The 23,858-nt window shown below is 60.7% G+C and carries 26 protein-coding genes; 21 read left to right on the top strand and 5 right to left on the bottom strand.

All coding sequences use genetic code 11. From position 1 onward, the window contains the following. Nucleotides 1-114 precede the first annotated feature (114 nt). The 12 genes from acpP (at nucleotide 115) to PSH73_RS18755 (ending at nucleotide 10,289) form a co-directional block, all read left to right on the top strand. Entirely contained in the window at nucleotides 115-354 is a 240-nt protein-coding gene (acpP, locus tag PSH73_RS18810; RefSeq protein WP_057439601.1) for an acyl carrier protein, read from the top strand. 107 nt (nucleotides 355-461) lie between these two features. After that, complete coding sequence (gene fabF / locus PSH73_RS18805; protein ID WP_057960393.1) at nucleotides 462-1,706, top strand: beta-ketoacyl-ACP synthase II; 1,245 nt, start codon at nucleotides 462-464, stop codon at nucleotides 1,704-1,706. Next, a complete protein-coding gene (gene pabC, locus PSH73_RS18800) occupies nucleotides 1,706-2,521 on the top strand; it encodes an aminodeoxychorismate lyase (RefSeq protein WP_057960392.1) in 816 nt (271 codons plus the stop codon). Before fabF ends, pabC begins: the two co-directional genes overlap by 1 nt. Nucleotide 2,522: 1 nt before the next feature. After that, nucleotides 2,523-3,614: an endolytic transglycosylase MltG gene (gene mltG, locus PSH73_RS18795; RefSeq protein WP_057960418.1), complete on the top strand. Its 1,092-nt coding sequence runs from the start codon at nucleotides 2,523-2,525 to the stop codon at nucleotides 3,612-3,614. A gap of 19 nt (nucleotides 3,615-3,633) precedes the next feature. Then, a complete protein-coding gene (gene tmk, locus PSH73_RS18790) occupies nucleotides 3,634-4,266 on the top strand; it encodes a dTMP kinase (RefSeq protein WP_057960391.1) in 633 nt (210 codons plus the stop codon). Next, a complete protein-coding gene (locus PSH73_RS18785; protein ID WP_057439598.1) occupies nucleotides 4,259-5,245 on the top strand; it encodes a DNA polymerase III subunit delta' in 987 nt (328 codons plus the stop codon). The genes tmk and PSH73_RS18785 overlap by 8 nt, the downstream gene beginning before the upstream one ends. A gap of 65 nt (nucleotides 5,246-5,310) precedes the next feature. After that, entirely contained in the window at nucleotides 5,311-6,093 is a 783-nt protein-coding gene (locus tag PSH73_RS18780) for a TatD family hydrolase (protein WP_120733904.1), read from the top strand. 426 nt (nucleotides 6,094-6,519) lie between these two features. Then, nucleotides 6,520-7,173, top strand: coding sequence for a TetR/AcrR family transcriptional regulator (locus PSH73_RS18775; RefSeq protein ID WP_057439597.1), 654 nt, complete (start codon nucleotides 6,520-6,522; stop codon nucleotides 7,171-7,173). A gap of 139 nt (nucleotides 7,174-7,312) precedes the next feature. Next, entirely contained in the window at nucleotides 7,313-8,281 is a 969-nt protein-coding gene (locus tag PSH73_RS18770; protein ID WP_057960389.1) for a GTP 3',8-cyclase MoaA, read from the top strand. A 74-nt stretch (nucleotides 8,282-8,355) separates the two neighbouring features. Further along, a complete protein-coding gene (locus tag PSH73_RS18765) occupies nucleotides 8,356-8,961 on the top strand; it encodes a DUF4823 domain-containing protein (protein ID WP_057439595.1) in 606 nt (201 codons plus the stop codon). Between the two features lie 16 nt (nucleotides 8,962-8,977). Then, nucleotides 8,978-9,544 (top strand): DUF1285 domain-containing protein, encoded by a 567-nt coding sequence (locus PSH73_RS18760; protein WP_057439594.1) that lies wholly within the window; start codon nucleotides 8,978-8,980, stop codon nucleotides 9,542-9,544. A gap of 7 nt (nucleotides 9,545-9,551) precedes the next feature. Then, nucleotides 9,552-10,289, top strand: a complete 738-nt coding sequence (locus PSH73_RS18755; protein WP_057960388.1) for a bifunctional 2-polyprenyl-6-hydroxyphenol methylase/3-demethylubiquinol 3-O-methyltransferase UbiG — start codon at nucleotides 9,552-9,554, stop codon at nucleotides 10,287-10,289. Between the two features lie 65 nt (nucleotides 10,290-10,354). Here the strand turns inward: PSH73_RS18755 and PSH73_RS18750 are convergent, their stop codons facing one another. The 3 genes from PSH73_RS18750 to PSH73_RS18740 all read right to left on the bottom strand — a co-directional run bounded on the left by PSH73_RS18750 (nucleotide 10,355) and on the right by PSH73_RS18740 (nucleotide 12,301). Then, a complete protein-coding gene (locus tag PSH73_RS18750) occupies nucleotides 10,355-10,615 on the bottom strand; it encodes a hypothetical protein (protein ID WP_057960387.1) in 261 nt (86 codons plus the stop codon). Between the two features lie 53 nt (nucleotides 10,616-10,668). Next, the gene (locus tag PSH73_RS18745; protein WP_057439593.1) at nucleotides 10,669-11,007 is read right to left on the bottom strand and encodes a hypothetical protein; all 339 of its coding nucleotides are present in this window, start codon (nucleotides 11,005-11,007) and stop codon (nucleotides 10,669-10,671) included. Between the two features lie 85 nt (nucleotides 11,008-11,092). After that, a complete protein-coding gene (locus PSH73_RS18740; RefSeq protein WP_057960386.1) occupies nucleotides 11,093-12,301 on the bottom strand; it encodes an MFS transporter in 1,209 nt (402 codons plus the stop codon). Between the two features lie 184 nt (nucleotides 12,302-12,485). Here PSH73_RS18740 and PSH73_RS18735 point away from each other — a divergent pair, with 184 nt between their 5' ends. Next, nucleotides 12,486-12,965: a GNAT family N-acetyltransferase gene (locus PSH73_RS18735; protein ID WP_057439591.1), complete on the top strand. Its 480-nt coding sequence runs from the start codon at nucleotides 12,486-12,488 to the stop codon at nucleotides 12,963-12,965. A gap of 71 nt (nucleotides 12,966-13,036) precedes the next feature. Next, entirely contained in the window at nucleotides 13,037-13,840 is an 804-nt protein-coding gene (locus PSH73_RS18730; RefSeq protein WP_057960385.1) for an IclR family transcriptional regulator, read from the top strand. Here PSH73_RS18730 and PSH73_RS18725 read toward each other — a convergent pair whose 3' ends face one another. Beyond that, nucleotides 13,841-14,893, bottom strand: a complete 1,053-nt coding sequence (locus PSH73_RS18725) for an NAD(P)-dependent alcohol dehydrogenase (RefSeq protein ID WP_057960384.1) — start codon at nucleotides 14,891-14,893, stop codon at nucleotides 13,841-13,843. It abuts the gene before it with no gap. A 182-nt stretch (nucleotides 14,894-15,075) separates the two neighbouring features. Here PSH73_RS18725 and PSH73_RS18720 point away from each other — a divergent pair, with 182 nt between their 5' ends. Beyond that, nucleotides 15,076-15,969, top strand: coding sequence for an AraC family transcriptional regulator (locus PSH73_RS18720; RefSeq protein WP_057439589.1), 894 nt, complete (start codon nucleotides 15,076-15,078; stop codon nucleotides 15,967-15,969). A 97-nt stretch (nucleotides 15,970-16,066) separates the two neighbouring features. On the opposite strand, the gene PSH73_RS18715 is transcribed toward PSH73_RS18720, so the two are convergent. After that, nucleotides 16,067-17,731: an electron transfer flavoprotein-ubiquinone oxidoreductase gene (locus PSH73_RS18715; RefSeq protein ID WP_115128743.1), complete on the bottom strand. Its 1,665-nt coding sequence runs from the start codon at nucleotides 17,729-17,731 to the stop codon at nucleotides 16,067-16,069. A 556-nt stretch (nucleotides 17,732-18,287) separates the two neighbouring features. Here PSH73_RS18715 and PSH73_RS18710 point away from each other — a divergent pair. From PSH73_RS18710 to PSH73_RS18685, 6 genes are all read left to right on the top strand, one after another. Then, a complete protein-coding gene (locus PSH73_RS18710) occupies nucleotides 18,288-19,037 on the top strand; it encodes an electron transfer flavoprotein subunit beta/FixA family protein (RefSeq protein WP_057960382.1) in 750 nt (249 codons plus the stop codon). A gap of 2 nt (nucleotides 19,038-19,039) precedes the next feature. After that, nucleotides 19,040-19,969 carry an electron transfer flavoprotein subunit alpha/FixB family protein gene (locus PSH73_RS18705; RefSeq protein WP_057960381.1) on the top strand — a complete coding sequence of 310 codons (930 nt, stop codon included), beginning with the start codon at nucleotides 19,040-19,042 and terminating at the stop codon, nucleotides 19,967-19,969. Nucleotides 19,970-20,049: 80 nt separating this feature from the next. Continuing rightward, nucleotides 20,050-20,865 (top strand): ABC transporter substrate-binding protein, encoded by an 816-nt coding sequence (locus PSH73_RS18700; RefSeq protein ID WP_120733900.1) that lies wholly within the window; start codon nucleotides 20,050-20,052, stop codon nucleotides 20,863-20,865. A 9-nt stretch (nucleotides 20,866-20,874) separates the two neighbouring features. Beyond that, entirely contained in the window at nucleotides 20,875-21,231 is a 357-nt protein-coding gene (locus PSH73_RS18695) for a DUF4398 domain-containing protein (protein ID WP_057439585.1), read from the top strand. Further along, nucleotides 21,228-22,031: an OmpA family protein gene (locus PSH73_RS18690; protein ID WP_057439584.1), complete on the top strand. Its 804-nt coding sequence runs from the start codon at nucleotides 21,228-21,230 to the stop codon at nucleotides 22,029-22,031. Before PSH73_RS18695 ends, PSH73_RS18690 begins: the two co-directional genes overlap by 4 nt. Before the next feature lie 299 nt (nucleotides 22,032-22,330). Then, nucleotides 22,331-23,770, top strand: a complete 1,440-nt coding sequence (locus tag PSH73_RS18685) for a PLP-dependent aminotransferase family protein (protein WP_057960378.1) — start codon at nucleotides 22,331-22,333, stop codon at nucleotides 23,768-23,770. The last annotated feature ends 88 nt before the right edge of the window (nucleotides 23,771-23,858 follow it).

The raw sequence follows: 23,858 nt of genomic DNA, 5'->3' as shown, positions 1-23,858 counted from the left end.
GGTGGTCGGTAGGGTACGAGGGTGAAGCTTTCAGTTGAAAAGCTGAAAAGCCTTTCTATACACTTACCCACTGGCCAGCTGCCTGAATTTGTCCATTAGGAGTGAAAACAAGGTATGAGCACCATCGAAGAGCGCGTCAAGAAAATCGTTGCCGAGCAACTGGGCGTTAAAGAAGATGAAGTGAAAAACACTTCTTCCTTCGTTGAAGACCTGGGTGCCGACTCCCTTGACACCGTTGAGCTGGTGATGGCTCTGGAAGAGGAATTCGAGACCGAAATCCCGGACGAAGAAGCTGAAAAAATCACTACTGTTCAAGCTGCTATCGACTACGTTACTGCTCACAACGACAAGTAATTTGTAGTCGTCGCTTGCTGTTGGGAAAAACCGCACTGCTATAACGGCGTGCGGTTTTTTCTTTAGGTTTGATGCAAAGTGTCGTCATCAAGAAAAAGGAGAGTGCTGTGTCGCGTAGACGCGTCGTAGTCACCGGTATGGGTATGTTGTCGCCACTGGGCACGGATGTGCCGAGCAGTTGGCAGGGCATTCTGGCTGGCCACAGTGGTATTGGTCTGATTGAGCATACGGACCTTTCTGCCTATTCCACCCGTTTTGGCGGCTCGGTAAAGGGCTTCAATGTCGAGGAATATCTCTCGATCAAGGAATCCCGCAAACTCGACCTGTTCATTCAATACGGCCTGGCAGCCGGTTTTCAGGCAGTGCGTAATGCAGGCCTGGAAGTCACCGATGCCAACCGTGAGCGCATCGGCGTGGCCATGGGTTCGGGTATTGGCGGTTTGACCAATATCGAAGAAACCAGCCGCACGCTGCACGAATCCGGCCCTCGTCGAATTTCACCGTTCTTCGTCCCGGGCTCGATCATCAATATGATTTCCGGTTTCCTGTCCATCCATCTGGGTGCCCAGGGGCCTAACTACGCCATTTCCACGGCGTGCACCACGGGCACTCACTGCATCGGCATGGCGGCGCGCAATATCGCCTATGACGAGGCGGACGTGATGATTGCCGGTGGCGCCGAAATGGCCGCCTGTGGCCTGGGCATGGGCGGCTTCGGCGCGTCCCGTGCGCTGTCGACGCGCAATGACGAGCCAACCCGCGCCAGTCGTCCGTGGGACAAGGGCCGTGATGGCTTTGTACTGTCCGACGGTGCCGGTGCCCTGGTCCTCGAAGAGCTGGAGCACGCCAAAGCGCGCGGCGCAACGATCTATGCCGAGTTGATCGGTTTTGGCATGAGTGGCGACGCGTATCACATGACGTCGCCACCCGCCGACGGCGCAGGCGCTGCGCGCTGCATCAGCAATGCGTTGCGCGATGCGAAGATCAATGGCGATCAAGTGCAGTACATCAATGCCCACGGCACCTCGACACCCACTGGCGATCTGGCGGAAGCGCAGGCCATCAAGTCTGTGTTCGGTGAGCACGCCTACAAGCTGGCGGTCAGTTCCACCAAGTCCATGACCGGTCACCTGCTGGGTGCGGCAGGCGCGGTTGAGGCGATCTTCAGTGTGCTGGCGATCAAGGACCAGGTCGCACCGCCGACCATCAACCTGGATGAGCCGGATGAAGGCTGCGACCTGAACTTCGTACCTCACGAGGCGCAGAAAATGCCGATCGACGTGGTGCTGTCCAACTCGTTCGGCTTTGGCGGTACCAACGGTTCCCTGGTGTTCCGCCGGTTCGCCGAGTAATGCGCAGCTGGGTCGACGGTCAGCCAGCGGACGCAGTGCCGCTCAAAGATCGCGGCCTGGCCTACGGCGATGGTTTGTTTGAAACCCTCGCGGTCAAGGCCGGGCAGCCCGTGCTGCTCGACCGCCACCTGCAACGCCTCGACGAGGGTTGCAGGCGCCTGGCGCTCGTTGCGGATCAGGCACTGATCCGCAACGAGTTACTGGCCTATGCGGCGGCCCTCGGTGACGGCGTTCTCAAGTTGATCCTGACCCGAGGCGATAGCCTGCGGGGGTATGGCATCAACGCAGGCGCACCCGTGCGCCGTATCCTGCAAGGCAGCCCACCTGCTACCTATCCCCCGGCCCACGGTTCATCAGGTGTCCGCCTGTTCCCATGTGTCACGCGTTTGTCCGAGCAACCCTTGCTCGCCGGCCTCAAACACCTCAATCGCCTCGAACAGGTCCTGGCTCGCGCCGAGTGGCAGGATGCCGATCACGCGGAAGGATTGATGCTGGATATGTCCGGGCGCGTCATCGAAGGCGTGTTCAGCAACCTGTTCCTGGTGGATAACGGCCAGTTGCTGACCGCCGACCTGAGCCGCTGTGGTGTGGCTGGCGTCATGCGGGCCGAGCTGTTGGCCCGTGCCGAGGCGTTGGGGCTCGTCACGACCGTGACCGATATCAGCCTTGCGCAGCTGCAACGGGCTGACGAAGTGTTTGTCTGCAATAGCGTATATGGCATTTGGCCGGTGCTTGGATGTGGGCCAATGAGCTGGTCGGCCGGGCCGCTCACCCGTAAACTGCAAGGCATTGTTCGCGCGCTATTGGGTGTTTGATTTGAGACGTAAAATTGTATTGCTGCTGGAGATCGGTCTGGTCCTGGCGGGTTTGCTATTGGGCTTTTCCGCCTGGAAGCTGAACTCGGCCTTGAAGCAACCGCTGAATCTGCCCCAGGAGCAATTGCTGGATGTAGCTGCTGGCGCGACCCCTACGGGCACTTTCAATCGTCTGGAAAGTGACGGTGTGCTGGAGGATGCCTTTTGGCTGCGTCTCTACTGGCGCTTCAACCTTGACGGCCAACCGCTGCACAGTGGCGAATACCGCATGACGCCAGGCCTGACGGCCCAGGGCCTGATTGGCCTGTGGCAGCGTGGTGAAGTGGTGCAGTACAGCCTGACCCTGGTGGAGGGCTGGAACTTCCGTCAGGTACGCAGTGCCTTGGCCAAGCATGAAAAGATCGAGCAGACCCTGTCGGGCTTGAGTGACACTGAGGTGATGGAAAAAATCGGCCATCCCGACGTGTTCCCCGAAGGGCGGTTCTTCCCCGACACCTACCGTTTCGTGCGCGGCATGACCGATGTCGAATTCCTGAAGAAAGCCTATAACCGCCTGGACGACGTACTGGCCCAGGAATGGCAGCGACGTGCCCCGGATGCGCCCTATACCGACCCCTACCAGGCGCTGATCATGGCGTCGCTGGTCGAGAAGGAAACTGGCGTGCCTGAAGAGCGTGGGCAGATTGCCGGGGTGTTTGTGCGGCGCCTGAAGATTGGCATGCTGCTGCAAACCGATCCCACGGTGATCTACGGCATGGGCGAGCGCTACAACGGCAAGTTGACGCGCGCGCACCTGAAAGAAGCCACACCCTATAACACCTACATGATCAGCGGCCTGCCGCCGACGCCGATTGCCATGGTTGGCCGCGAGGCGATTCATGCCGCGTTGAATCCGGTACCGGGCAGCAGCCTGTATTTCGTGGCCCGGGGCGATGGCAGCCATATTTTTTCCGATAGCCTGGACGCCCATAACGCGGCGGTGCGCGAGTACCAACTCAAGCGCCGCGCCGATTACCGCTCCAGCCCGGCACCCGCGCCGACCACCGTTGAGCCTGCCGCGCCTGACGCTGCGCCCGCGCAAAGCCCGCAATGACTCTGACTAAGGACTGCCTGTGACTGGCTTGTTTATTACCCTGGAAGGCCCGGAAGGCGCTGGCAAGAGTACCAACCGTGAATACCTGGCCGAGCGCTTGCGGGCTGAAGGTATCGAGGTGCTGCTGACCCGCGAGCCTGGCGGCACGCCCCTGGCCGAGAAGATCCGTGAGGTGTTGCTGGCCACTGGCGACGAGGTCATGCACCCGGACACCGAGCTGTTGCTGGTGTTTGCCGCCCGTGCCCAGCACTTGGCCGAAGTGATTCGCCCGGCGCTGGCCCGGGGCGCGGTGGTGATCTGCGACCGCTTCACCGATTCCACCTACGCCTATCAGGGCGCTGGCCGCGGCCTGTCCCTGGAGCGCATTGCGACCCTGGAGACCTTCGTCCAAGGCGACCTGCGCCCGCACTTGACCCTGGTCTTCGACCTGCCGGTAGACATCGGCCTGGCCCGGGCCAGCGCCCGTGGGCGCCTGGATCGTTTCGAGCTGGAAGGCCGAGCCTTTTTCGAGGCGGTGCGTGCGGCCTATCTCAAGCGTGCCGAAGCCGCGCCGTCGCGCTACTGCCTGCTGGATGCCGCTCAGCCCCTGGAACAGGTGCAGCGGGCCATCGATGAGCTGCTCCCCAAACTGTTGGAGCTGTACCGTGGCTGAAGCCTATCCGTGGCAGGACAGCCTCTGGCAGCAATTGGCCGGGCGTGCCCAGCACGCCCATGCCTATCTGCTCCATGGGCCGGTAGGCATCGGCAAGCGTGCCCTGGCCGAGCGCTTGATGGCCCGCCTGCTCTGCCAGCAGCCGGCAGGGCTGGAGGCGTGCGGGCACTGTAAGTCGTGCCTGCTACTCAAGGCCGGCAGCCATCCGGACAACTACGTGCTGGAACCGGAGGAGGCGGACAAGGCGATCAAGGTCGACCAGGTGCGCGACCTGGTGAGCTTCGTGGTGCAGACCGCGCAGATGGGCGGGCGCAAGGTGGTATTGATCGAGCCGGTGGAGTCGATGAATATCAACGCCGCCAACGCCTTGCTCAAGAGCCTTGAGGAGCCTTCTGGTGATACGGTGTTGTTGCTGGTGAGTCACCAGTCCAGCCGTCTGCTGCCGACCATTCGCAGTCGCTGCGTGCAACAGGCCTGCCCACTGCCAAGCGAGGCCATGAGCTTGCAGTGGCTGGGCCAGGCCTTGCCCGAATGCACTGAGCAGGAGCGGGTCGAATTGCTGACCCTGGCAGCCGGCTCGCCCTTGGCAGCGGTCAGCCTGCAGGCCCAGGGCGTACGCGAGCAGCGTGCGCTGGTGGTCGACGGGGTGAAGAAGCTGCTCAAGCAGGAGCAGTCTGCCACGCAGTTGGCCGAAGGCTGGAAAGACGTGCCGCTGTTGCTGCTGTTTGACTGGTTCTGCGACTGGTCCAGCCTGATCCTGCGATACCAATTGACCCAGGACGAAAACGGCCTGGGCTTGATGGACATGCGCAAGGTGGTGCAATACCTGGCGCAGAAAAGTGCCCAGGACAAGGTATTGAACATCCAGGACTGGATCCTCGCCCAACGCCAGAAGGTGCTGGGCAAGGCCAACCTGAACCGGGTGCTGCTGCTTGAGGCCCTGCTGGTGCAGTGGGTCGGGCTGCTCGGTCGACGTTGATATTTTCGGGGCCGACGGATGTTTCGTCGGCCAGACACTTCCTGTGACGCAAGTTGTAACTTCTTATGCTCGTAGATTCCCATTGCCACCTTGATCGCCTCGACCTCGCCGCCCACAACGGCTCCCTGGACGCTGCCCTCGACGCTGCACGTCAGCGTGGCGTCGGGCACTTCCTGTGCATTGGCGTCAGCGCCGAGAACGCCGCCGACGTCAAGGCCCTGGCCGAACGCTATGCCGATGTGGATTGCTCGGTGGGCATCCACCCCCTGGACCTCAAGCCCGGTGAAGCCCCGGCCCTTGAGTGGCTGCTGGACGAACTCAATCACCCGCGGGTGGTGGCTATTGGCGAGACGGGCCTGGACTACCACTACGAGCCGGAAGCCGCCGAGTTGCAGCAAGCCTCGTTCCGCCTGCACCTGCAAGCGGCGCAGCAGACCGGCAAGCCGGTGATCGTGCATACCCGCGGCGCCCGCGCCGACACCCTGGCCTTGCTGCGCGAAGCCGCGCTGCCCCAGGCGGGTGTGTTGCACTGTTTTACCGAGGACTGGGAGATGGCCAAGGCGGCCCTCGACCTGGGGTTCTATATTTCCTTGTCGGGCATCGTCACCTTCCGCAACGCCGAGGCCCTGCGGGACGTGGCGCGCCAGGTGCCGGCCGATCGCTTGCTGGTCGAGACCGATTCACCCTACCTGGCGCCGATCCCCCATCGCGGCAAACCCAACCTGCCGGAATATGTGCGGGATGTGGCGGATTACCTGGCAATGCTGCGCGGCGAGTCGGTGGAGCGTTTTGCCGAGCAGACCACCGCCAACTTCAAGCGTCTGTTCCCGCTGGCCCACGTTCGCTGAATCCCAGGCAAAAAAAACCCGGGTTCTGGGGGGTGAATCCGGGCTAAGACCATTAGGAGTAAACAAGGATACGCGGTCCGTTGGTACCCATATCGGTGTGTCACTTGGGGGAGATGTCACACCGACAGATGAAGTATTGATCAGTATCCCGTGCAGTCCAGCCGCTTCTGGTCGTTTTTTAAACAGATTTGGAATACATCCGCTTCGCTTGAGTTCTCATGGGGCGGCAGTACATCGTGCGAATCTATGCTTTATTTCTGACCGATAGCGCCTGATTCGTTGGCGTGCTGTAAGTTTAGTGTATGGGTTGTTCATATAGACGTTGCCCAACGACCGTGCAGTCGGGATAATCCCTCGCACCGGGTAAAACGTTCCGTCATCGGCACGCTCATCCCTTCCAATACTGACCTCTGCAGACCTCTTTCTATGCACAAAGAACCCCGTAAGGTCCGTGAGTTTCGCCGCCGTGAGCAGGAAATTCTCGACACCGCGCTCAAATTGTTCCTCGAACAGGGTGAAGACAGCGTCACCGTCGAGATGATTGCGGATGCCGTGGGTATCGGCAAAGGCACGATCTATAAGCACTTCAAGTCCAAGGCCGAGATTTACTTGCGCCTGATGCTCGACTACGAGCGCGATTTGAACGAGTTGCTGCATTCGGCCGATGTCGACAAGGACAAGGAAGCCCTGTCCCGGGCGTACTTTGAGTTCCGCATGCGTGACCCGCAGCGTTACCGCCTGTTTGACCGCCTGGAAGAAAAAGTGGTCAAGGGCCACCAGGTGCCGGAAATGGTCGAGGAACTGCACAAGATCCGCGCCTCGAACTTCGAACGCCTGACCCTGCTGATCAAAGGCCGGATCAGCGAAGGCAAGCTGGAAGATGTGCCGCCTTATTTCCATTACTGCGCCGCGTGGGCGTTGGTGCATGGCGCCGTGGCGCTGTACCACTCGCCATTCTGGAGCAATGTGCTGGAAGATCAGGAAGGCTTCTTCCAATTCCTGATGGACATCGGCGTGCGCATGGGCAACAAGCGCAAGCACAGCAGCGACCAGCCTAACCCCGAGACGCCTGCCACCTAAGGCATTCATCCGGGCAATGGCCGGCTGATTTACTGCCGTATGTGATAACCCAGGAATATACTCAGGCAAGGATCTTGCTAAAATCTGATTTATGAGTCAGGTTTTAGCGCGCCCGAATTATCCTCTGCCGGAGTGATCCATGATCGTTGATCGTCAAGGCAGGCGTTTTCGCAATTTGCGGATCAGCCTGACCTCAGCCTGCAATTACGCCTGTACCTACTGCGTGCCCAACGGCAAGCGGCTGGTGGCTGCGCAGGACGAACTCTCGGCCGAGGCCATGGCGCGTGGCGTGGCCTACCTGATCGAGGCAGCGGGCATTGATCGCCTGCGGATCACCGGCGGCGAGCCGCTGGTCAGCCCCAAGCTCGAAACCTTTATGCAGGCCGTCGGGCAGATGGGCTTGAGTGATATCAGCCTGACCACCAATGGCCAGTTACTGGCGCGCAAGTTGCCACTGCTGGTGGATGCCGGCATTCGTCGTATCAACGTGTCCCTCGACACCCTGGATGCCGATGCCTTTCGCGGGATTGCCCGGGGCGGCGACCTGGCCACGGTGCTTGATGGCATGGACCAGGCACGTGCGGCGGGGATCAAGATCAAGGTCAATATGGTGCCGCTGCGCGGGCAGAACCTCGACCAGGTGATGCCGCTGCTGGAATATTGCCTGGCGCGCGGTTATGAACTGCGTTTTATCGAGTTGATGCGCATGGGCCACCTGGCCAGCGACTCCAACGCCTTCCTGCAGCAATTTGTCAGCCTGCAACAACTGTTGAGCCTGATTGGCGAACATCACGAATACCTGCAGGCCGACGCCCCGGTGGATGCCACGGCCGTGCGCTATGAAATTCCCGGCCAGGGCCACTTCGGCGTGATCGCCAATGAAAGCGTGCCGTTTTGCCGAACCTGTTCACGCCTGCGTCTGTCTTCCACAGGTTGGCTGCACGGCTGTCTGTCTTCGAGCAACCGCCACTATGTCGGCGACTTGTTGGACAAGCCGCGTCATCAGGCCTTGCCGGCGTTACAGGGCTTGCTGGTCAAGGCCTTGGGCGATAAGCAGGAAGTGGCGTTTTCGGGCGGGGCGACGGTGATGAAGATCATTGGCGGCTAGCCAGGCAAGCTGGCGCAAAATCTGCATCTCGTGCCCATTCGCCGGTTTTCCGTCACCGGCCTCTGGAGGATAGGATGCGTAGTCTGGTTTTGTTGCTGGCGTCGTTTGCGCTGGGTGGCTGCATGACAGTCAGCGATATGGCCGAAGGCACTCGCTATCAGATGAGCGATGCCGGTTTGCTGGACCACAGCGACACACGTCGTTCCAACTCGGTTCGCATTCAGCCCGATTCCTTTGTGTTTATCGCCCAGGGTGCGTTCACGCCGCCGGGCAGTGCCTACCCGCGACCCAATGTGGTGGCCGAAGAAGCCTTCAACGGTTTTATCGAATACTTCCCCATGGTCCGCCGCGCCCGCGCCCCGGAAGGTTTGGAGCAGGCCATGGCCGAAGCCCGTGAAGCAGGTGCCCATTACCTGTTGTACACGCGGTTCGCCAAGGCTGATGATCGCATTGGCAATGCAGATGAATGGGCCGACCAGGAAGCCCTGGACCGGCTGGGTGTCGACAGTGGCGTGATCCAGATTATGTTGATCGAGACCAGCACCCAGTATTTGATTGATACTGCACGGATCCGCAGTCGTGGCGGTTTACTGACGTTCCACGACAATAAACCCGAAGATTTGCTTGGCCCACCGTTGCGGCAGTACGCCCGCAGCCTGCTGGGCATGAGCGACCAGTAATTCAAAGGAGAACAGCATGACGGGTTCGGCCAAGGCCAATGATTTGTTGGCACAGTTGCCCAAGGGCAAGGGACCGGCTCCGGTTCATCTGTGGAACCCGGATTTCTGTGGCGATATCGACATGCGTATCGCCCGCGACGGCACCTGGTACTACCTGGGCACCCCCATCGGGCGTAAACCGATGGTCAAGCTGTTCTCCAATATCATCCGCCGCGATGGCGATGATTACTTTTTGATCACTCCGGTGGAAAAGGTCGGGATCAAGGTAGATGACGCGCCATTTGTGGCGGTGTCGATGGAGGTCGAGGGGCAGGGCGAAAGCCAACTCCTGCGGTTTACCTCCAATGTCGAAGACGTCATCGAAGCCGGCCCCGAACACCCGTTGCGGGTGGTGATTGATCCGCAGACCCAGGAACCGTCGCCCTACGTGCGGGTGCGCAACAACCTTGAAGCACTGGTTCATCGCAACGTGTTCTACCAGATGGTGGAGCTGGCGGTGACGCGCCTGATCGATGGCGAGAGTTGGCTGGGCATCTGGAGTGGCGGGGTGTTCTTTCCGATAGGCCTGGAACCCAGGGATTGATACCGGCGTGACGCAGAATATCTACGATACCCCAGCCTTTTTCGCGGGCTACAGTCAAATGGGCCGCTCCCTGCAAGGGTTGGCAGGTGCGCCGGAATGGCCCGCGTTGCAGGCGTTGTTGCCGCTGATGCAGGGATTGAAGGTGGTGGACCTGGGCTGTGGTTATGGCTGGTTCAGCCGCTGGGCCCAGGAACAGGGCGCCGAACAGGTGCTGGGGCTGGACGTCTCACAGAAGATGCTGGCGCGGGCGAAGGAAATGACTTCATCCTCGGCCATTACTTATGCCATTGCCGACCTCGAGCAGCTTGATCTGCCCGATGCGGCTTATGACCTGGCCTACAGCTCGCTGGCCTTTCACTACATCACCGATCTACCCGGGCTGTTTGCCCGTATTCATAAAGCCCTGAAGCCGGGAGGACGGCTGGTTTTCTCCATCGAGCACCCGATCTTCATGGCGCCCCGGCAACCGGGCTGGCAGGTCGATGAGCAAGGGCGTAAAAGCTGGCCGCTGGACAGTTATCAACTGGAAGGGCCACGGGTCACCGACTGGCTGGCGAAGGGTGTGATCAAGCAGCACCGTACCCTGGGCACGCTGCTCAACATGTTGATCAAAGCAGGCTTGAGCCTGAGCCATATTGAAGAATGGGGCCCGAGTGCCGCGGACCTTGTGGCCCGGCCAGAGTTGGCGGAGGAGCTGGAGCGGCCGATGATGTTGCTGGTGGCTGCGCAACGCCCAACGCTGTAGGTGATGCCTGGCGAAAGGGCGAGCACTGCGCACTCAAGCGCAGCCTCGCCAGGGCTCGACAGCCGCTACGGCTGGCTTTCCAGCTTGCGGGCGGCGTCCACGCCAGAGGCCGTCAGTTTGATCGGCAGGTGCAGCGCGTGTTCGCCGGCCTCGTTGCAGGTCACGTGGCCTTCCTTGATCAGTCCACGCTCCTGAAGAGTGGCCAGGGTGCTGGCCACGATTTTTTCGCCCCGGTAGTTATCCAGCACCTCCTTACCCAAACCGTTCGGGTGCGCGTGCAGCAGGCGGGTGAGGACTTCTTTCTCCAGGTTTTTATCGACGTTCATGCATACCTCTTCAGGGTCAGTGGTGGGGTAGTGTTCGTCTGTCGGTCAAGGGGTCAAGGTTGTTTCGGTGCGCCGGGCAGGTTGTCATCGTTACCGCTCGGAGCGGCGTTCTTGCCGGGGCCGATCTTGCCGTTCTCCACATCGGTACCCAGGCCCTGGCGGTTGCCGTCATTGCCTTGGGTGCGTGGGTCGGCACCGTTCTGGATGATGGCTCCGCCATTGGTATCCAGGCCGGTGCCCATGGAGTCTTTGCTCTCTTGGGTGGCAGGGTTGGGCGGGCTGCCAATCGGGTCGGTCTTGCCGGTGGAAGGGTCGGACGCGGCGAAGCTGCCTAGAGATACCGCAGACAGCAAACCGGCGAGGGCGAGGGCAGTCACTTTGGAAGTATTCATGGTGGAGCCTCCATAGGAATAAAGTCCTTACCTTAGGTTGGTCTGCCCGCCCTTATTGTTGGTGCCTGGATCACGACGAACGGTGTCAGCTCACCTGTAAGATTTTGTGTTTGGCAACCCGGCGCCAGATCAGGCGCGCCAGCGTAATCAGCCAGTTGAGCAAGGCGATGCCCAGTACGCTCGCCAGTAGGGTCGGTACGCCTTGCTCGACGATCAGCTTGCCGGCCAGCAGCGGGAAGCCGAAGACGCCTATAAAGTACGACAGGCTGAACAGCAGCAAGGCCTGAGACGTGCTGGCGCTCGGCGCTTCATTGGCGGCCAGGCCGTTGATCACCGAATAGGTCAGGCCGTAACCGACCCCCAAGGTAACGGCCGCCAGCAAGTAGCTGAAGCTGTCATGCACGCCGAAGCTCAACAGCAGGATCGACACCACCATCAACCCAGACAACACACAGGCCGACCAGTACGCATCGCGCCTGACCACAAAGCTGGCAATCAACAAACGACTGGTGATTGCCGCCCCCATGAAGCCCAGAAAGAACAGCGAATAATCCAGCCCATGGCGTGCCGCGTAGCTGGTCTGGAAACTCGACAGGCCGCCAAATACACAGCCGCCCAGGCCGACCATGATGATCGCGAACACCGCCTTGGACCCCAGCACACGCCGGGTGCTGGCCCAGGAGATTTTCGAGACGGCGCCGGCGCCCAGCGAGTTGGGTTGTTGCTGGAGATGGCTGCCCAGGCGCCAGAAGATCAGCACGCCCACGAGGCTTGCGAGGGCCGCGATATAAAACGCGGTTTCCAGGGGCAGGCCCAGGGCGCTGGCCGCCCGTCCCAACAAGGGGCCCGAACCGATGCCGGTCATCATGCTGCCCGACAGCCAGGCGAAATATTTGGCTCTTTGGCTGGGCTGCACCAGCATCGCCACGATGATCGGGCCCAGGGTATAGAACACGCCCCAGCCCAGCCCGAGGGCCAGGCCGAACAGCATCAGGCCCTGGCCAAAACCCGGCGTCAGGGCAAAACCCAGGCAGGCAGCCACCAGCAGGCTCCCCAGGCAGGCAATCGCGCGCGCGGCACCCAGGGCGTCGGCCAGGTGCCCGGACACAATCACCGCGATAAACGTACTGAGCATCGCCATGGAGATCACGCTGCCGGCGTCATGCTCATTGCCGCCTCTGGAATCAATCAGCAGCGATAACAAAAACGTCGAACCGTACGACAGTGACAGCAGGTAGCTGGCAAGGCACAACAAGGCGAAGAGCTTTCCGCCAACGGGAGCAGTGGGGTGCATGGGCGAACCTGGGCGTCTGTTGGATTTATGACGGACTTTTTACCATGCGCTACCGCCCGGTTTGTTCTGTGGTTACCGGTGCCAACATTGCTGCAGGGCGGAGTAATCACCTGCATAAAACCCTGCAAGCGGTCATCAAAGGGCCTTAGTATGTGTCCTTTCTTTTTTAGCCGCAGGCCTGTTCATGACCATCGAGATTCGTCCCGCCGTGCCCAGCGATGCTGCGCAGATCCTGACCTTCATCACTGAACTGGCCGAGTACGAAAAAGCCCGCCACGAAGTGATCGCCAGCGTGGTGGACATTGAGCGCAGCCTGTTCAGCGAAGGCGCTACTGCCCATGGCCTGATCTGCCTGCGTGATGGCTTGCCGATTGGTTTTGCGGTGTTTTTCTTTAGCTATTCCACCTGGCTGGGCAGCAACTGCCTGTACCTGGAAGACCTGTATATCAACCCGGAGCAGCGCGGCGGCGGGGCGGGCAAGAAGTTGCTGCGCCACCTGGCCAAGATCGCCTATGACAATGGTTGTGGGCGCTTTGAATGGAGCGTGCTGGACTGGAACGAGCCGGCCATTGCCTTCTATAAGTCCATCGGTGCCCAACCCCAGGAAGAATGGGTGCGGTACCGCATGGAAGGCGACGCATTGCGCGACTTTGCCCAGGGCTGAGATCGGCCCTGTCTTGGGGCCTGGCATTTGCCATAATGGCCGCCGCTTTCGCATTTCTAGATAGGCCCTACATGCAGGAAAACCCACCCATTCCCGCCAAAGACCCCGCGCCCACGGGCACCCAGACCCTGCTGCGCGGCCTGGGCGTGGTGCAGGCGGTGGCGGCCGGCGCGCGTGACCTCAAGGAAATCGCCCGGCGCATCGGCACCACCCGCAGCACCACCCACCGCCTGGCCAGTTGCCTGGTGGATGAGCGCTACCTGCGAGTGGTGCCGCAAGTCGGTTACCTGTTGGGGCCGAAGCTGATCGAACTGGGTTTCCAGGCGCGGGAAGAGCTGCCGCTGGTGACGCTGGCGATACCCTATCTGGACGAGCTGTCGGCGCTGACCGGCGACACCATCCACCTGGCGATCCGCGAGTTCGACGATGTGCTGTACCTGCACAAGAACCCCGGGCGCAATGGTCCGGAAATGCGTTCGCGGGTCGGTCACCGCATGCCCCTGGCACGTACCGGAATCGGCAAGGCCTTGTTGCTCGATGACTCGCAAGAGGAGTGGCAGCGCCTGTATCAGGTCAGCTTGCCGGTAGGCGGGAAAAACCTGCACTGGCCGCAGCACCCGGAGCAATCCTGGGAGCAGTTTGAGCAGCGCATGCGTGAATACGTGGCGGGTGGCTATGCATTCGACCTGGAAGACAACGAACCGTCGATCCGCTGCGTCGCCGCACCGGTGCGCGATGCCAGCCGGCGGATTGTCGCCGGCATCAGCATCGCCAGTACGGTGCCCTACATGCCGCTGGAAAAAATGGCCGAGCTGATCCCCCTGGTCAAGCAGGTCGCAGCGCGGCTGTCCGCAGAGTTGGGCGCGAAGGCCTGATCAGGCTTTCAAGGTGGTCATGTCGATCACGAAGCGGTACTTCACGTCGCCCGCAATCATGCGCGCATAGGCTTCGTTGATCTGGCGGATATCGAGCATTTCGATGTCGCAGGTAATGCCGTGCTCGGCGCAGAAATCCAGGACTTCCTGGGTTTCGGCAATGCCGCCGATCAGCGAGCCAGCCAGGACTTTACGGCCCAATACCAGCTTGGCGGCATTGACCGGCGGGTCGACCGGTTCGATCAAACCTACCAGGATATGCACGCCGTCAAAGCGCAGAACATCGAGGTAGGGGTTCAGATCGTGCTGCACCGGAATGGTGTCCAGCAGGAAGTCGAAGCTGCCGGCGGCGGCTTTCATCTGCTCGGCATCGGTGGACACGATCACATGATCGGCACCCTGGCGTCGGCCTTCTTCTGCCTTGTTCGCCGAGCGGGTGAACAGCGTCACTTCGGCGCCCATGGCCTTGGCGAACTTGATGCCCATATGGCCCAGGCCGCCCATGCCGAGAACCCCCACCTTGTCGCCGGCCTTGACCCCGTAGTGCTTGAGTGGCGAGTAAGTGGTGATGCCCGCGCAGAGGATCGGCGCGGCGCTGGCCAGGTCGAGCTTGGCCGGGATCTTCACCACAAAGTGCTCGCTGACCACGATGCTGTCGGAGTAGCCGCCCATGGTGTTGCTGCCGTCTACCCGGTCCGGGGTGGCGTAGGTCATGGTCGGGCCTTCGAGGCAGTATTGCTCCAGGTCCGATTTGCACGCTTCGCAGTGGCGGCACGAATCCACCATGCAGCCCACGCCGACCAGGTCGCCAACCTTATGGGCGGTGACGCTGGCGCCGACGGCAGTGACCTTGCCGACAATCTCGTGGCCCGGCATCAATGGGTACACGGCGATGCCCCATTCGTTGCGTGCCTGGTGGATGTCGGAGTGGCAGACGCCGCAGTACAGGATTTCGATCGCCACGTCATCGGCGCGTGGGCTACGGCGCTCGAAGGACATGGGGGCGAGGGGAGTGGTGGCCGACTGGGCGGCATAACCGATGGCAGTGTACATGGTGCAAACCTCGCAAAAGCGTGGACGGGAGAGGTGGCGAATTCTGCGCGTCGACCCTGTGGGCGAACATGGCAAATGCTCCGAGTCTCATGCCTATTCGTCCGGGAGTGCCCGTGGATTGGATTCATTGGCCGCCAGACCTGCGATGATGTTCCTATCCCTTTTTCGCGAAGTTTTTTGCCATGTTGTTGACCCGCCATCTTGATGCCAACGCCACGCTGGTTTCCTTGATTGAGGGGCTTACGCCCTGCGACGGTTTCTCCCCGACCCACCTGGCAGGCGTGCAGGTGCTGCGCGCCAGTTGCGACGTGGCGCGCGGGCCGCAGATCTATGAACCGAGCCTGATGTTCGTGGCCCAAGGCAGCAAGCTCGCCTACCTGGGCCCGCGCACCCTGGAGTACGGCGCCGGGCATTACCTGATCCAGGCGATGCCGGTGCCGTTCGAATGCGAGACGTTTGCCATGGCCGCCGATGCCCCGCTGTATGGCGTGACCGTAGGCATTGATCGGGTGGTGCTGGGCGAATTGGTGATGGCTATGGGCATGCAAGCCGGCCCGCCGCCGGCGGCGCAGACCTTGGAGTCGATGAGCTCGGTGGTGCTCGATGACGCGATGCGCGGTTGCGTCGAGCGGCTGTTGCAGTGCCTGCACGATCCACTGGAAGCCCGGATCATGGGACCGGCGAGGGTGCGGGAATTACTGTTCACCGCCTTGCGCGGGCCACAGGCCGATGTGCTGCGGGCGCTGGTGGAACAGCAGGGGCAGTTCTCGCGGATTGCCACCTCATTGAATCACCTGCATGCCCATTACGCCGAACCGCTGAACATCGAGACCCTGGCCGGTTATGCGCATATGAGTGCGTCGACGTTTCATGAGCATTTCAAGCGCTGCACCCTGTTGTCGCCGGTGCAGTACCTCAAGCGCTTGCGCCTGCTCAAGGCCCAGCAGTTGTTACTGGCAGAAGGCATGGGTGTGGCGCAGGCGGCGCATAACGTGGGGTATCAGAGTACGTCGCAGTTCAGTCGGGAATATAAGCGCTATTTCCTGCGCAACCCGGGTGAAGAGCGAGCGGCATAGATGATCGTTCCCACGCGGAGCGGGGGAACGAGCAGGCAAGCCCACATTGACTCGAGTCGCCCATAAAAAAGGCTCCCATTTGGGAGCCTCAGTTGGCTTACATATTCGGGTAAGTCGGCCCACCCGCGCCTTCCGGCGTCACCCAGGTGATGTTCTGCGAAGGGTCCTTGATGTCACAGGTCTTGCAGTGCACACAGTTCTGGGCGTTGATCTGGAAGCGCTTCTCGCCGTCTTCCTGGGTGATCACTTCGTACACGCCAGCCGGGCAGTAGCGTTGCGCCGGTTCATCGTAGAGCGGCAGGTTGGTGCCGATCGGGATGCTCGGGTCCTTGAGTTTCAAGTGGCACGGCTGTTCTTCTTCATGGTTGGTGCTGGAGAGGAACACCGAACTCAGCTTGTCGAAGCTCAGCTTACCGTCGGGTTTGGGGTAGTCGATCTTCTGGCTGTCCTTGGCCAGCTTGAGGCAGGCGTAGTCCGGCTTGGTGTCATGCAGGGTGAACGGCATTTTGCCGCCGAGGATGTTCTGGTCGAACCAGTTGAAGCCGGCACCGATGATCGGGCCGAACTTGTGCATCGCCGGGCCGAAGTTACGGGTGGCGAACAGTTCCTCATAGAGCCAGCTGGCTTTGAAGCTGTCGACGTAGGCCGTCAGTTCATCACCGCCTTCGGATTCGGCGAACAGACGGTCAGCCACGGCGTCTGCGGCGAGCATGCCGGACTTCATGGCGGTGTGGCTGCCCTTGATCTTGGCCACGTTCATGGTGCCCAGGTCGCAACCGATCAGGGCGCCGCCCTTGAATACCATCTTCGGCAGCGAGTTGATGCCGCCCTTGGCCAGGGCGCGGGCGCCGTAGCTGATGCGCTTGCCGCCTTCCAGGTACTGGGCCAGCACCGGGTGATGCTTGAGGCGCTGGAACTCATCGAACGGCGACAGGAAGGTGTTGCTGTAGGACAGGTCGACGATCAGGCCTACGACCACCTGGTTGTTTTCCAGGTGATAGAGGAACGAACCACCGGTGTTCTCGTTGCGCATGATGTCCAGCGGCCAGCCGGCGGTGTGGACCACCAGGCCTGGTTGGTGCTTGGCCGGGTCGATTTCCCAGATTTCCTTGAGGCCGATGCCGTAGTGCTGTACGTCGGCATCGCTGTCCAGGTTGAAGCGCTGGATCAGTTGTTTGCCCAGGTGCCCACGGCAGCCTTCGGCGAACAGCGTGTACTTGCCGCGCAGTTCCATGCCTGGGGTGTACAGGCCTTCTTTGGGATGACCTTCACGGTCGACGCCGAGGTCGCCGGTGATGATCCCGCGCACTACGCCGTTTTCGTCGAACAGTACTTCCTGGGCCGCGAAACCTGGGTAGATTTCCACGCCCAGGTTCTCGGCCTGCTGGGCCAGCCAGCGGCACAGGTTGCCCAGGGAGATGATGTAGTTGCCTTCGTTGTGCATGGTCTTGGGCACAAAGAAGTCAGGCACCTTGGTGGAGGTGTCGCTGCTGCGCAGTACATAGATGTCGTCGCGCACCACCGGGGTGTTGAGTGGAGCGCCCAGTTCTTTCCAGTCCGGGAACAATTCGTTCAGGGCGCGTGGTTCAAATACGGCGCCGGACAGGATATGTGCGCCGACTTCCGAGCCTTTTTCGACCACGCAGACGCTGATTTCCTTACCGGCTTCGGCGGCCTTCTGCTTCAGTCGGCAGGCGGCAGACAGGCCCGACGGCCCTGCGCCGACGATGACCACGTCGAATTCCATGTATTCGCGTTCCACAGGCTATCTCCTACTCAAGGCTCAACAGTTTTTTTTCTAATGGGTGGAGGTTCGGTGTTTTATCTGCCGTCTTCTGCGCCAATTTCTTACAAAAGGGCAGGGGACGACCCACCTTTCTCTCTAGGTGGCGCATTATATCTACACCACTCTCAGCGTCCAATACAAACGTTTGTTTGAATTGCCCGCGAGCTAGGTAAATCAAAGCAACGCGGCTTATATCTGACCATTTTGCTGTATTGACCGGAAAAGGTGTTCCGGTCAATATACGGTCGGTTTTGCGCTTCTCGTAGGCGGACTGCCGGTTTCAAGGCCACGTCCAAAGACAAGGCACTGCTCATGCAGGTTGACGCGCACGTAATGCTGGCGCGCAGTTTACACGTTGCAACGATGAATGACTTGTCAGTCACCCCTGACGAACGGTCTTTATTATTGAGTACGTGCAACGTTACCTGTCATGAAGGCCTGCGTTTTTAGAGGTGCCCTTGTGCGCCGTTGAGCATCTACCGCCAGGTTTATCCGGGCGGCTTCCTTTTCACCGGAGAGTAACGAGGAATCCATGAAGGTTCTTGTAGCTGTCAAACGCGTTGTCGATTACAACGTGAAAGTTCGCGTCAAGGCGGACAATTCCGGCGTCGATCTGGCTAACGTCAAAATGTCGATGAACCCCTTCTGCGAAATCGCCGTGGAAGAAGCCGTACGCCTGAAAGAAAAAGGTGTCGTGACTGAAATCGTCGTCGTTTCCATCGGTCCGACCACTGCTCAAGAGCAGCTGCGTACCGCCCTGGCCCTGGGTGCCGATCGCGCGGTTCTCGTCGAATCCGCTGAAGAGCTGACCTCGCTGGCCGTGGCCAAGCTGTTGAAAGCCGTTGTCGACAAGGAACAGCCGCAACTGGTGATCCTCGGCAAACAGGCCATCGACAGCGACAACAACCAGACTGGCCAGATGCTGGCTGCACTGACCGGTTACGGCCAGGGTACCTTTGCCTCGAAAGTCGAAGTCAGTGGCGACAGCGTTGCCGTGACCCGCGAAATCGACGGCGGCGCGCAGACCGTTTCCCTGAAACTGCCGGCCATCGTCACCACCGACCTGCGTTTGAACGAGCCGCGTTATGCGTCCCTGCCAAACATCATGAAAGCCAAGAAGAAGCCGCTTGAAGTGCTGACTCCGGATGCTTTGGGCGTTTCCACCGCCTCTACCAACAAGACCGTCAAAGTCGAAGCGCCAGCTGCACGCAGCGCGGGTATCAAGGTCAAGTCGGTGGCTGAACTGGTCGAGAAACTGAAAAACGAAGCGAAGGTGATCTGATCATGACTATCCTCGTAATCGCCGAACACGATAACAAGGTGCTGGCCCCGGCCACCCTGAACACCGTGGCTGCCGCTGCGAAAATCGGTGGTGATATCCACGTGCTGGTCGCTGGCCAGAATGTGGGTGCCGTGGCTGAAGCCGCCGCGAAAATCGCCGGTGTGAGCAAAGTACTGGCCGCCGACAACGCTGCCTACGCTCACCAGTTGCCGGAAAACGTTGCCCCTCTGGTTGCAGAGCTGGGCGCTGGCTACAGCCACATCCTGGCTGCCGCCACTTCCAACGGCAAAAACATCCTGCCGCGCGTTGCTGCGCAACTGGACGTTGACCAGATCTCCGAGATCGTTTCGGTCGAAAGCGCCGACACGTTCAAGCGCCCGATCTACGCCGGTAACGCCATTGCCACCGTGCAGTCCACTGCTGCGGTCAAAGTGATCACCGTCCGTGCCACCGGTTTCGACCCGGTTGCCGCTGAAGGTGGTTCGGCTGCCGTTGAAGCGGTGGCTGCCGCGCACGACGCTGGTACTTCCAGCTTTGTTGGCGAAGAGCTGGCCAAGTCCGATCGTCCTGAACTGACCGCTGCCAAGATCGTCGTTTCCGGCGGGCGTGGCATGCAGAACGGTGACAACTTCAAACACCTGTACGCCCTGGCCGACAAGCTGGGCGCTGCGGTCGGCGCTTCCCGCGCGGCTGTTGACGCAGGTTTCGTACCCAACGACATGCAGGTCGGCCAGACCGGCAAGATCGTTGCGCCACAGCTGTACATCGCGGTCGGTATCTCCGGCGCGATCCAGCACTTGGCCGGTATGAAAGACTCCAAGGTGATCGTTGCGATCAACAAGGACGAAGAAGCACCGATCTTCCAGGTGGCGGATTACGGCCTGGTTGCGGACTTGTTCGAAGCTGTACCTGAGTTGGAGAAGCTGGTCTAAACCAGCCGCTTCACTTATAAAGAGCCCGGTCTTATGACCGGGTTTTTTTTTGCACGCCACTCTTGATCGGGAAACACGCCATGGAACTGCGTCGCTGGACTGTACTGCTGGGCCTGTCACTGCTGCCGACCGTGTCTATCGCGGCTGGCAAATGCGAGCGCCTGGTGGTGACCGGCAGCCCGGATGCGCCGCCCTACCTGTGGCGTGACCCCCAAGCCCCCACCCACCTGATCGGCGCGAATGCCGATGTGTTGCAACAAGTGGCCAAGGAACTGGGGCTGAAAATCGACCTGCTGTACGGCGGCAAGCGTTCCCTGGCCCTTGAAGAAGTGCGCAGCGGGCGCATGGACATGCTGCTCGACGCGCCGCTGAACGTCAGCGAGCTGGAGACCCTGGACTACATCCACCCGGCGCTGATGCAGGCCGATTACCGGGTGTGGACCCGCGTCGACTCGCCCCTGGTCTACGCCAGCGCGGCCGATTTGCATGGCCACAAGGGTGCGGTCTCGGAGCGGGCGCGCCTGTCCCCTGAGTTTGAAACCTTTGTCAGCGAGCACCTGACCCTGGAACGCGTGCCAACCCTGACCCCGGCCTTGCAGAAACTGTTGCTGGGTGAAGTGGACTACGTGCTGGCGGGACGTTACTCCGGCATGGCCATGGCCCAGACCCTGGGGATGAGCAAAGACTTGCTGGCCCGTGAGCTGCCGATTGATCAGCCGGGGCTGTTCCTGGCGATTTCCCACAACTCTGCCTGCAATGATCCGTGGTTGCGCGGACAGCTCGCGAAAAAGATGACAGAATTGGCCGCGTCCGGTCTGACGGAAGCCGCGTTGCAGCGCAATATCGAACGCTGGAAGACGCAGTTGCAGCAACCCGTCGGTACCTCAACAAAGTAGGGATTTTTAGTGACTATTCGACCTCTTTTCGCCGCCCTCGCCGTAGTAACGCTGGCGGGCTGTGCCGCAGATCCTGCGCCGAATGAGCAAATGCGCCTGACCCAGCAAGCCCTGGAGCAAGCCGCCGCCGTGGGGGCCGTTGCTGACGACGTGCCCGAGTTGAAACTCGCCGAAACGAAGCTGGCCCAGGCCAAGGCCGATATGGCGGATGAATCCTACAAGGATGCCCGCATGCTGGCTGAACAGGCCGAACTGGATGCCCGCTTGGCAGAGGCACGGGTGCTGACGCAAAAAAGCCAGGAACAGTTGAATGTCCTCGACACCCGTATCACCCGCCTGCGCAAACAGCTGGGAGATGCTCAATGAACCGTCTGACCTGTGGGCTGCTATTGAGCAGCTTGGTGCTCGGCGGCTGTGCCAGCCACCCCAATAGCGACACTGCGTTGCAACAGGCCGGCAGCGACTTCCAGAAGGTCAAGGAAGACTCCAATGTATTGCGCATCGCGCCCAAGGACGTGATCCGCGCCGGTGAGTCCCTGGCCCGCGCCGACCGTCTGTCCAGCTACTGGGGCAGTGGTGGCGACGTGGTGCATTACGCCTACCTGAGCCAGCGCTACAGCGCGATTGCCCGGGAACATACGCAACTGGTGCTCAACGAAGAACGTGCCGCCAAACGCGAACTGGAGCGCCAACGCCTGCAACTGGCGCTGCGCGAGGCCAAATTGTTGAGCGTGCAACAACAGGGCAAGTGGCTCGAAGAGCAGATCGCCAGCCTGACCACCACCCAGACCGATCGTGGCCTAGTGATGACCCTGGGTGATGTGCTGTTCGACACCGGCCAGGCTGAACTGAAAAACTCCGCCAACCGTACAGTGCTGAAGATCGTGCAATTCCTGCAACTGAACCCCAAGCGCGTAGTGCGGATCGAGGGCTATACCGACAGTACCGGCGGCGAGCAGGAAAACCTCAAACTGTCCCGTGACCGGGCACAGGCCGTTGCGGATGTACTGGTTGACCTGGGCATTGATGACAAACGCATCCAGGTGGAAGGTTATGGCGATCAGTTCCCGGTGGAAGTGAATGCTTCCGAACGGGGGCGGGCGCAGAACCGGCGTGTGGAGATTGTCTTCTCCGATGACAAGGGCCAGCTCGGCGCCGCGCGCTGAACCTCAGTTCTTGTGGGCGCCGACTTGCCTGCGATACAGGCGACGCGGACTTTCAACTGAACCGCAGCGATGCCATTGCAGGCAAGCCAGCTCCCACAGGGAATAGGCTGTGTGTCTCGCCCCGTAACCCGATCCTCGATCGGGTTTTTCATGCCCGCCATTGCGTGCTCAACCCCTACAGTTTTTTCTATCACTGCCGCCCGTCCTCGACTATTGTGGCAACTGTCCCCGTACACTTCTAAACTGTGCCGGTATGTTTCACACAAAAATAAAATACCCGTGAAATCGAGTGCTGCGTCATGACCAATCTCTTGCTTTACCAACGTATCGCCCAGCAATTGGCTGAGGATATCCGGCGCGGTGTCTATCAACCGGGTGAGCGCGTGCCTTCGGTGCGCAAGATGAGCTCCCAGCTCAATGTCAGTCATGCCACGGTGTTGCAGGCCTACGCCAATCTTGAGGATCAGGGGTTGATCCGCGCGCGGCCGCAGTCCGGGTATTACGTGCACCAGACCCCGGCCCTGACCGCACCGACGCCGGATATTGCGCGGGTCGAGCGCCCGGGCCTGGTCACACGCAGCAGTATCATTCAACAGGTCTTGGTCGAGTCCCGTCGTGAAGGGGTGTTCCCGCTCGGCGCCGCCGTGCCCAGTGTCGATTACCTGCCGGTACGCGCGCTGCACCAGCAACTGGCCAAGGTCACGCGCTTTCAGAGCCCACGGGCGTTCAGCTATATGTTCAGCCCGGGCTTTGAGCCGTTGCGGCGCCAGGTTGCGATTCGCATGCGCGATGCCGGCGTGGTGGTCGACCCGTCCGAAGTGGTGATCACCCACGGGTGTGTCGATGCGTTGCAGATGTCCTTGCGCGTGCTGACCCGTCCCGGCGACCTGATCGCTGCCGAGTCCCCCACCTATTACGGCCTGTTGCAACTGGCGGATTTGCTCGGCCTCAAGGTCATCGAGATCCCCAGCGACCCGGCCACCGGCATGAGCCTGGAGGCTCTGCAACTGGCGGCCAACCAATGGTCGATCAAGGCCCTGGTGCTGACCACGCGCCTGAGCAATCCCCTGGGCGGCACCATGCCCGAAGAGCGGCAGAAACAGTTGCTGCGCCTGGCCTCGGATTTCGATATCCAGATTGTTGAAGATGATATCTACGGCGAATTGATGTTCGAATTGGGGCGCACCAAGGCCCTCAAGGCGTATGACCGCCTGGACCGGGTGATCTACTGCTCAAGTTTTTCCAAGACCCTGTCCCCCGGCGTGCGCATCGGCTGGATGATTGCCGGCAAATACCAGCAGGAGATCCAGCGCCTGCAGATGTTCAGCACCCACTCGGCGTGCAGTGTCACGCAGATGGGGGTGGCGGCGTACCTGGAGAACGGCGGTTACGACCGGCACCTGCGCTACATTCGCCAGGAATACCGCAAGAACCTCAGCGCCTTCCAGTTGGCGGTGCAGCAGTATTTCCCCGAAGGCACGCAGATGAGCCGACCGACCGGCGGTTTTATCCTGTGGGTCAGCCTGCCGGGCAGGGTCAACACCCAGGAACTGCATGTGCGCGCCCTGCAGCAGGGCATCAGCATTGCGCCGGGGCTGATCTTCAGTAATACAGAACAGTTCAACCACTGTATCCGGCTTAATTGCGGTACCCCGTGGAACCGTGAAGCCGAGCGCGCCTTGATGACCCTGGGCATGCTGGCCAACCAGTTGTGCCAGGAGGCGGCGAGCGGGTTTTGAAGGGCCAAAGACGGGCATGAACGGTAGGTGGCTAATCACCGCGCTTGTCATGCCGCGCTCAACAAGCGAGCATATGGCCTTCTGCCGT

Source organism: Pseudomonas sp. FP2294 (genome assembly GCF_030687625.1).
Classification (GTDB): Bacteria; Pseudomonadota; Gammaproteobacteria; order Pseudomonadales; family Pseudomonadaceae; genus Aquipseudomonas; species Aquipseudomonas shahriarae.
This window is presented reverse-complemented; position numbering and strand designations above follow the sequence as displayed.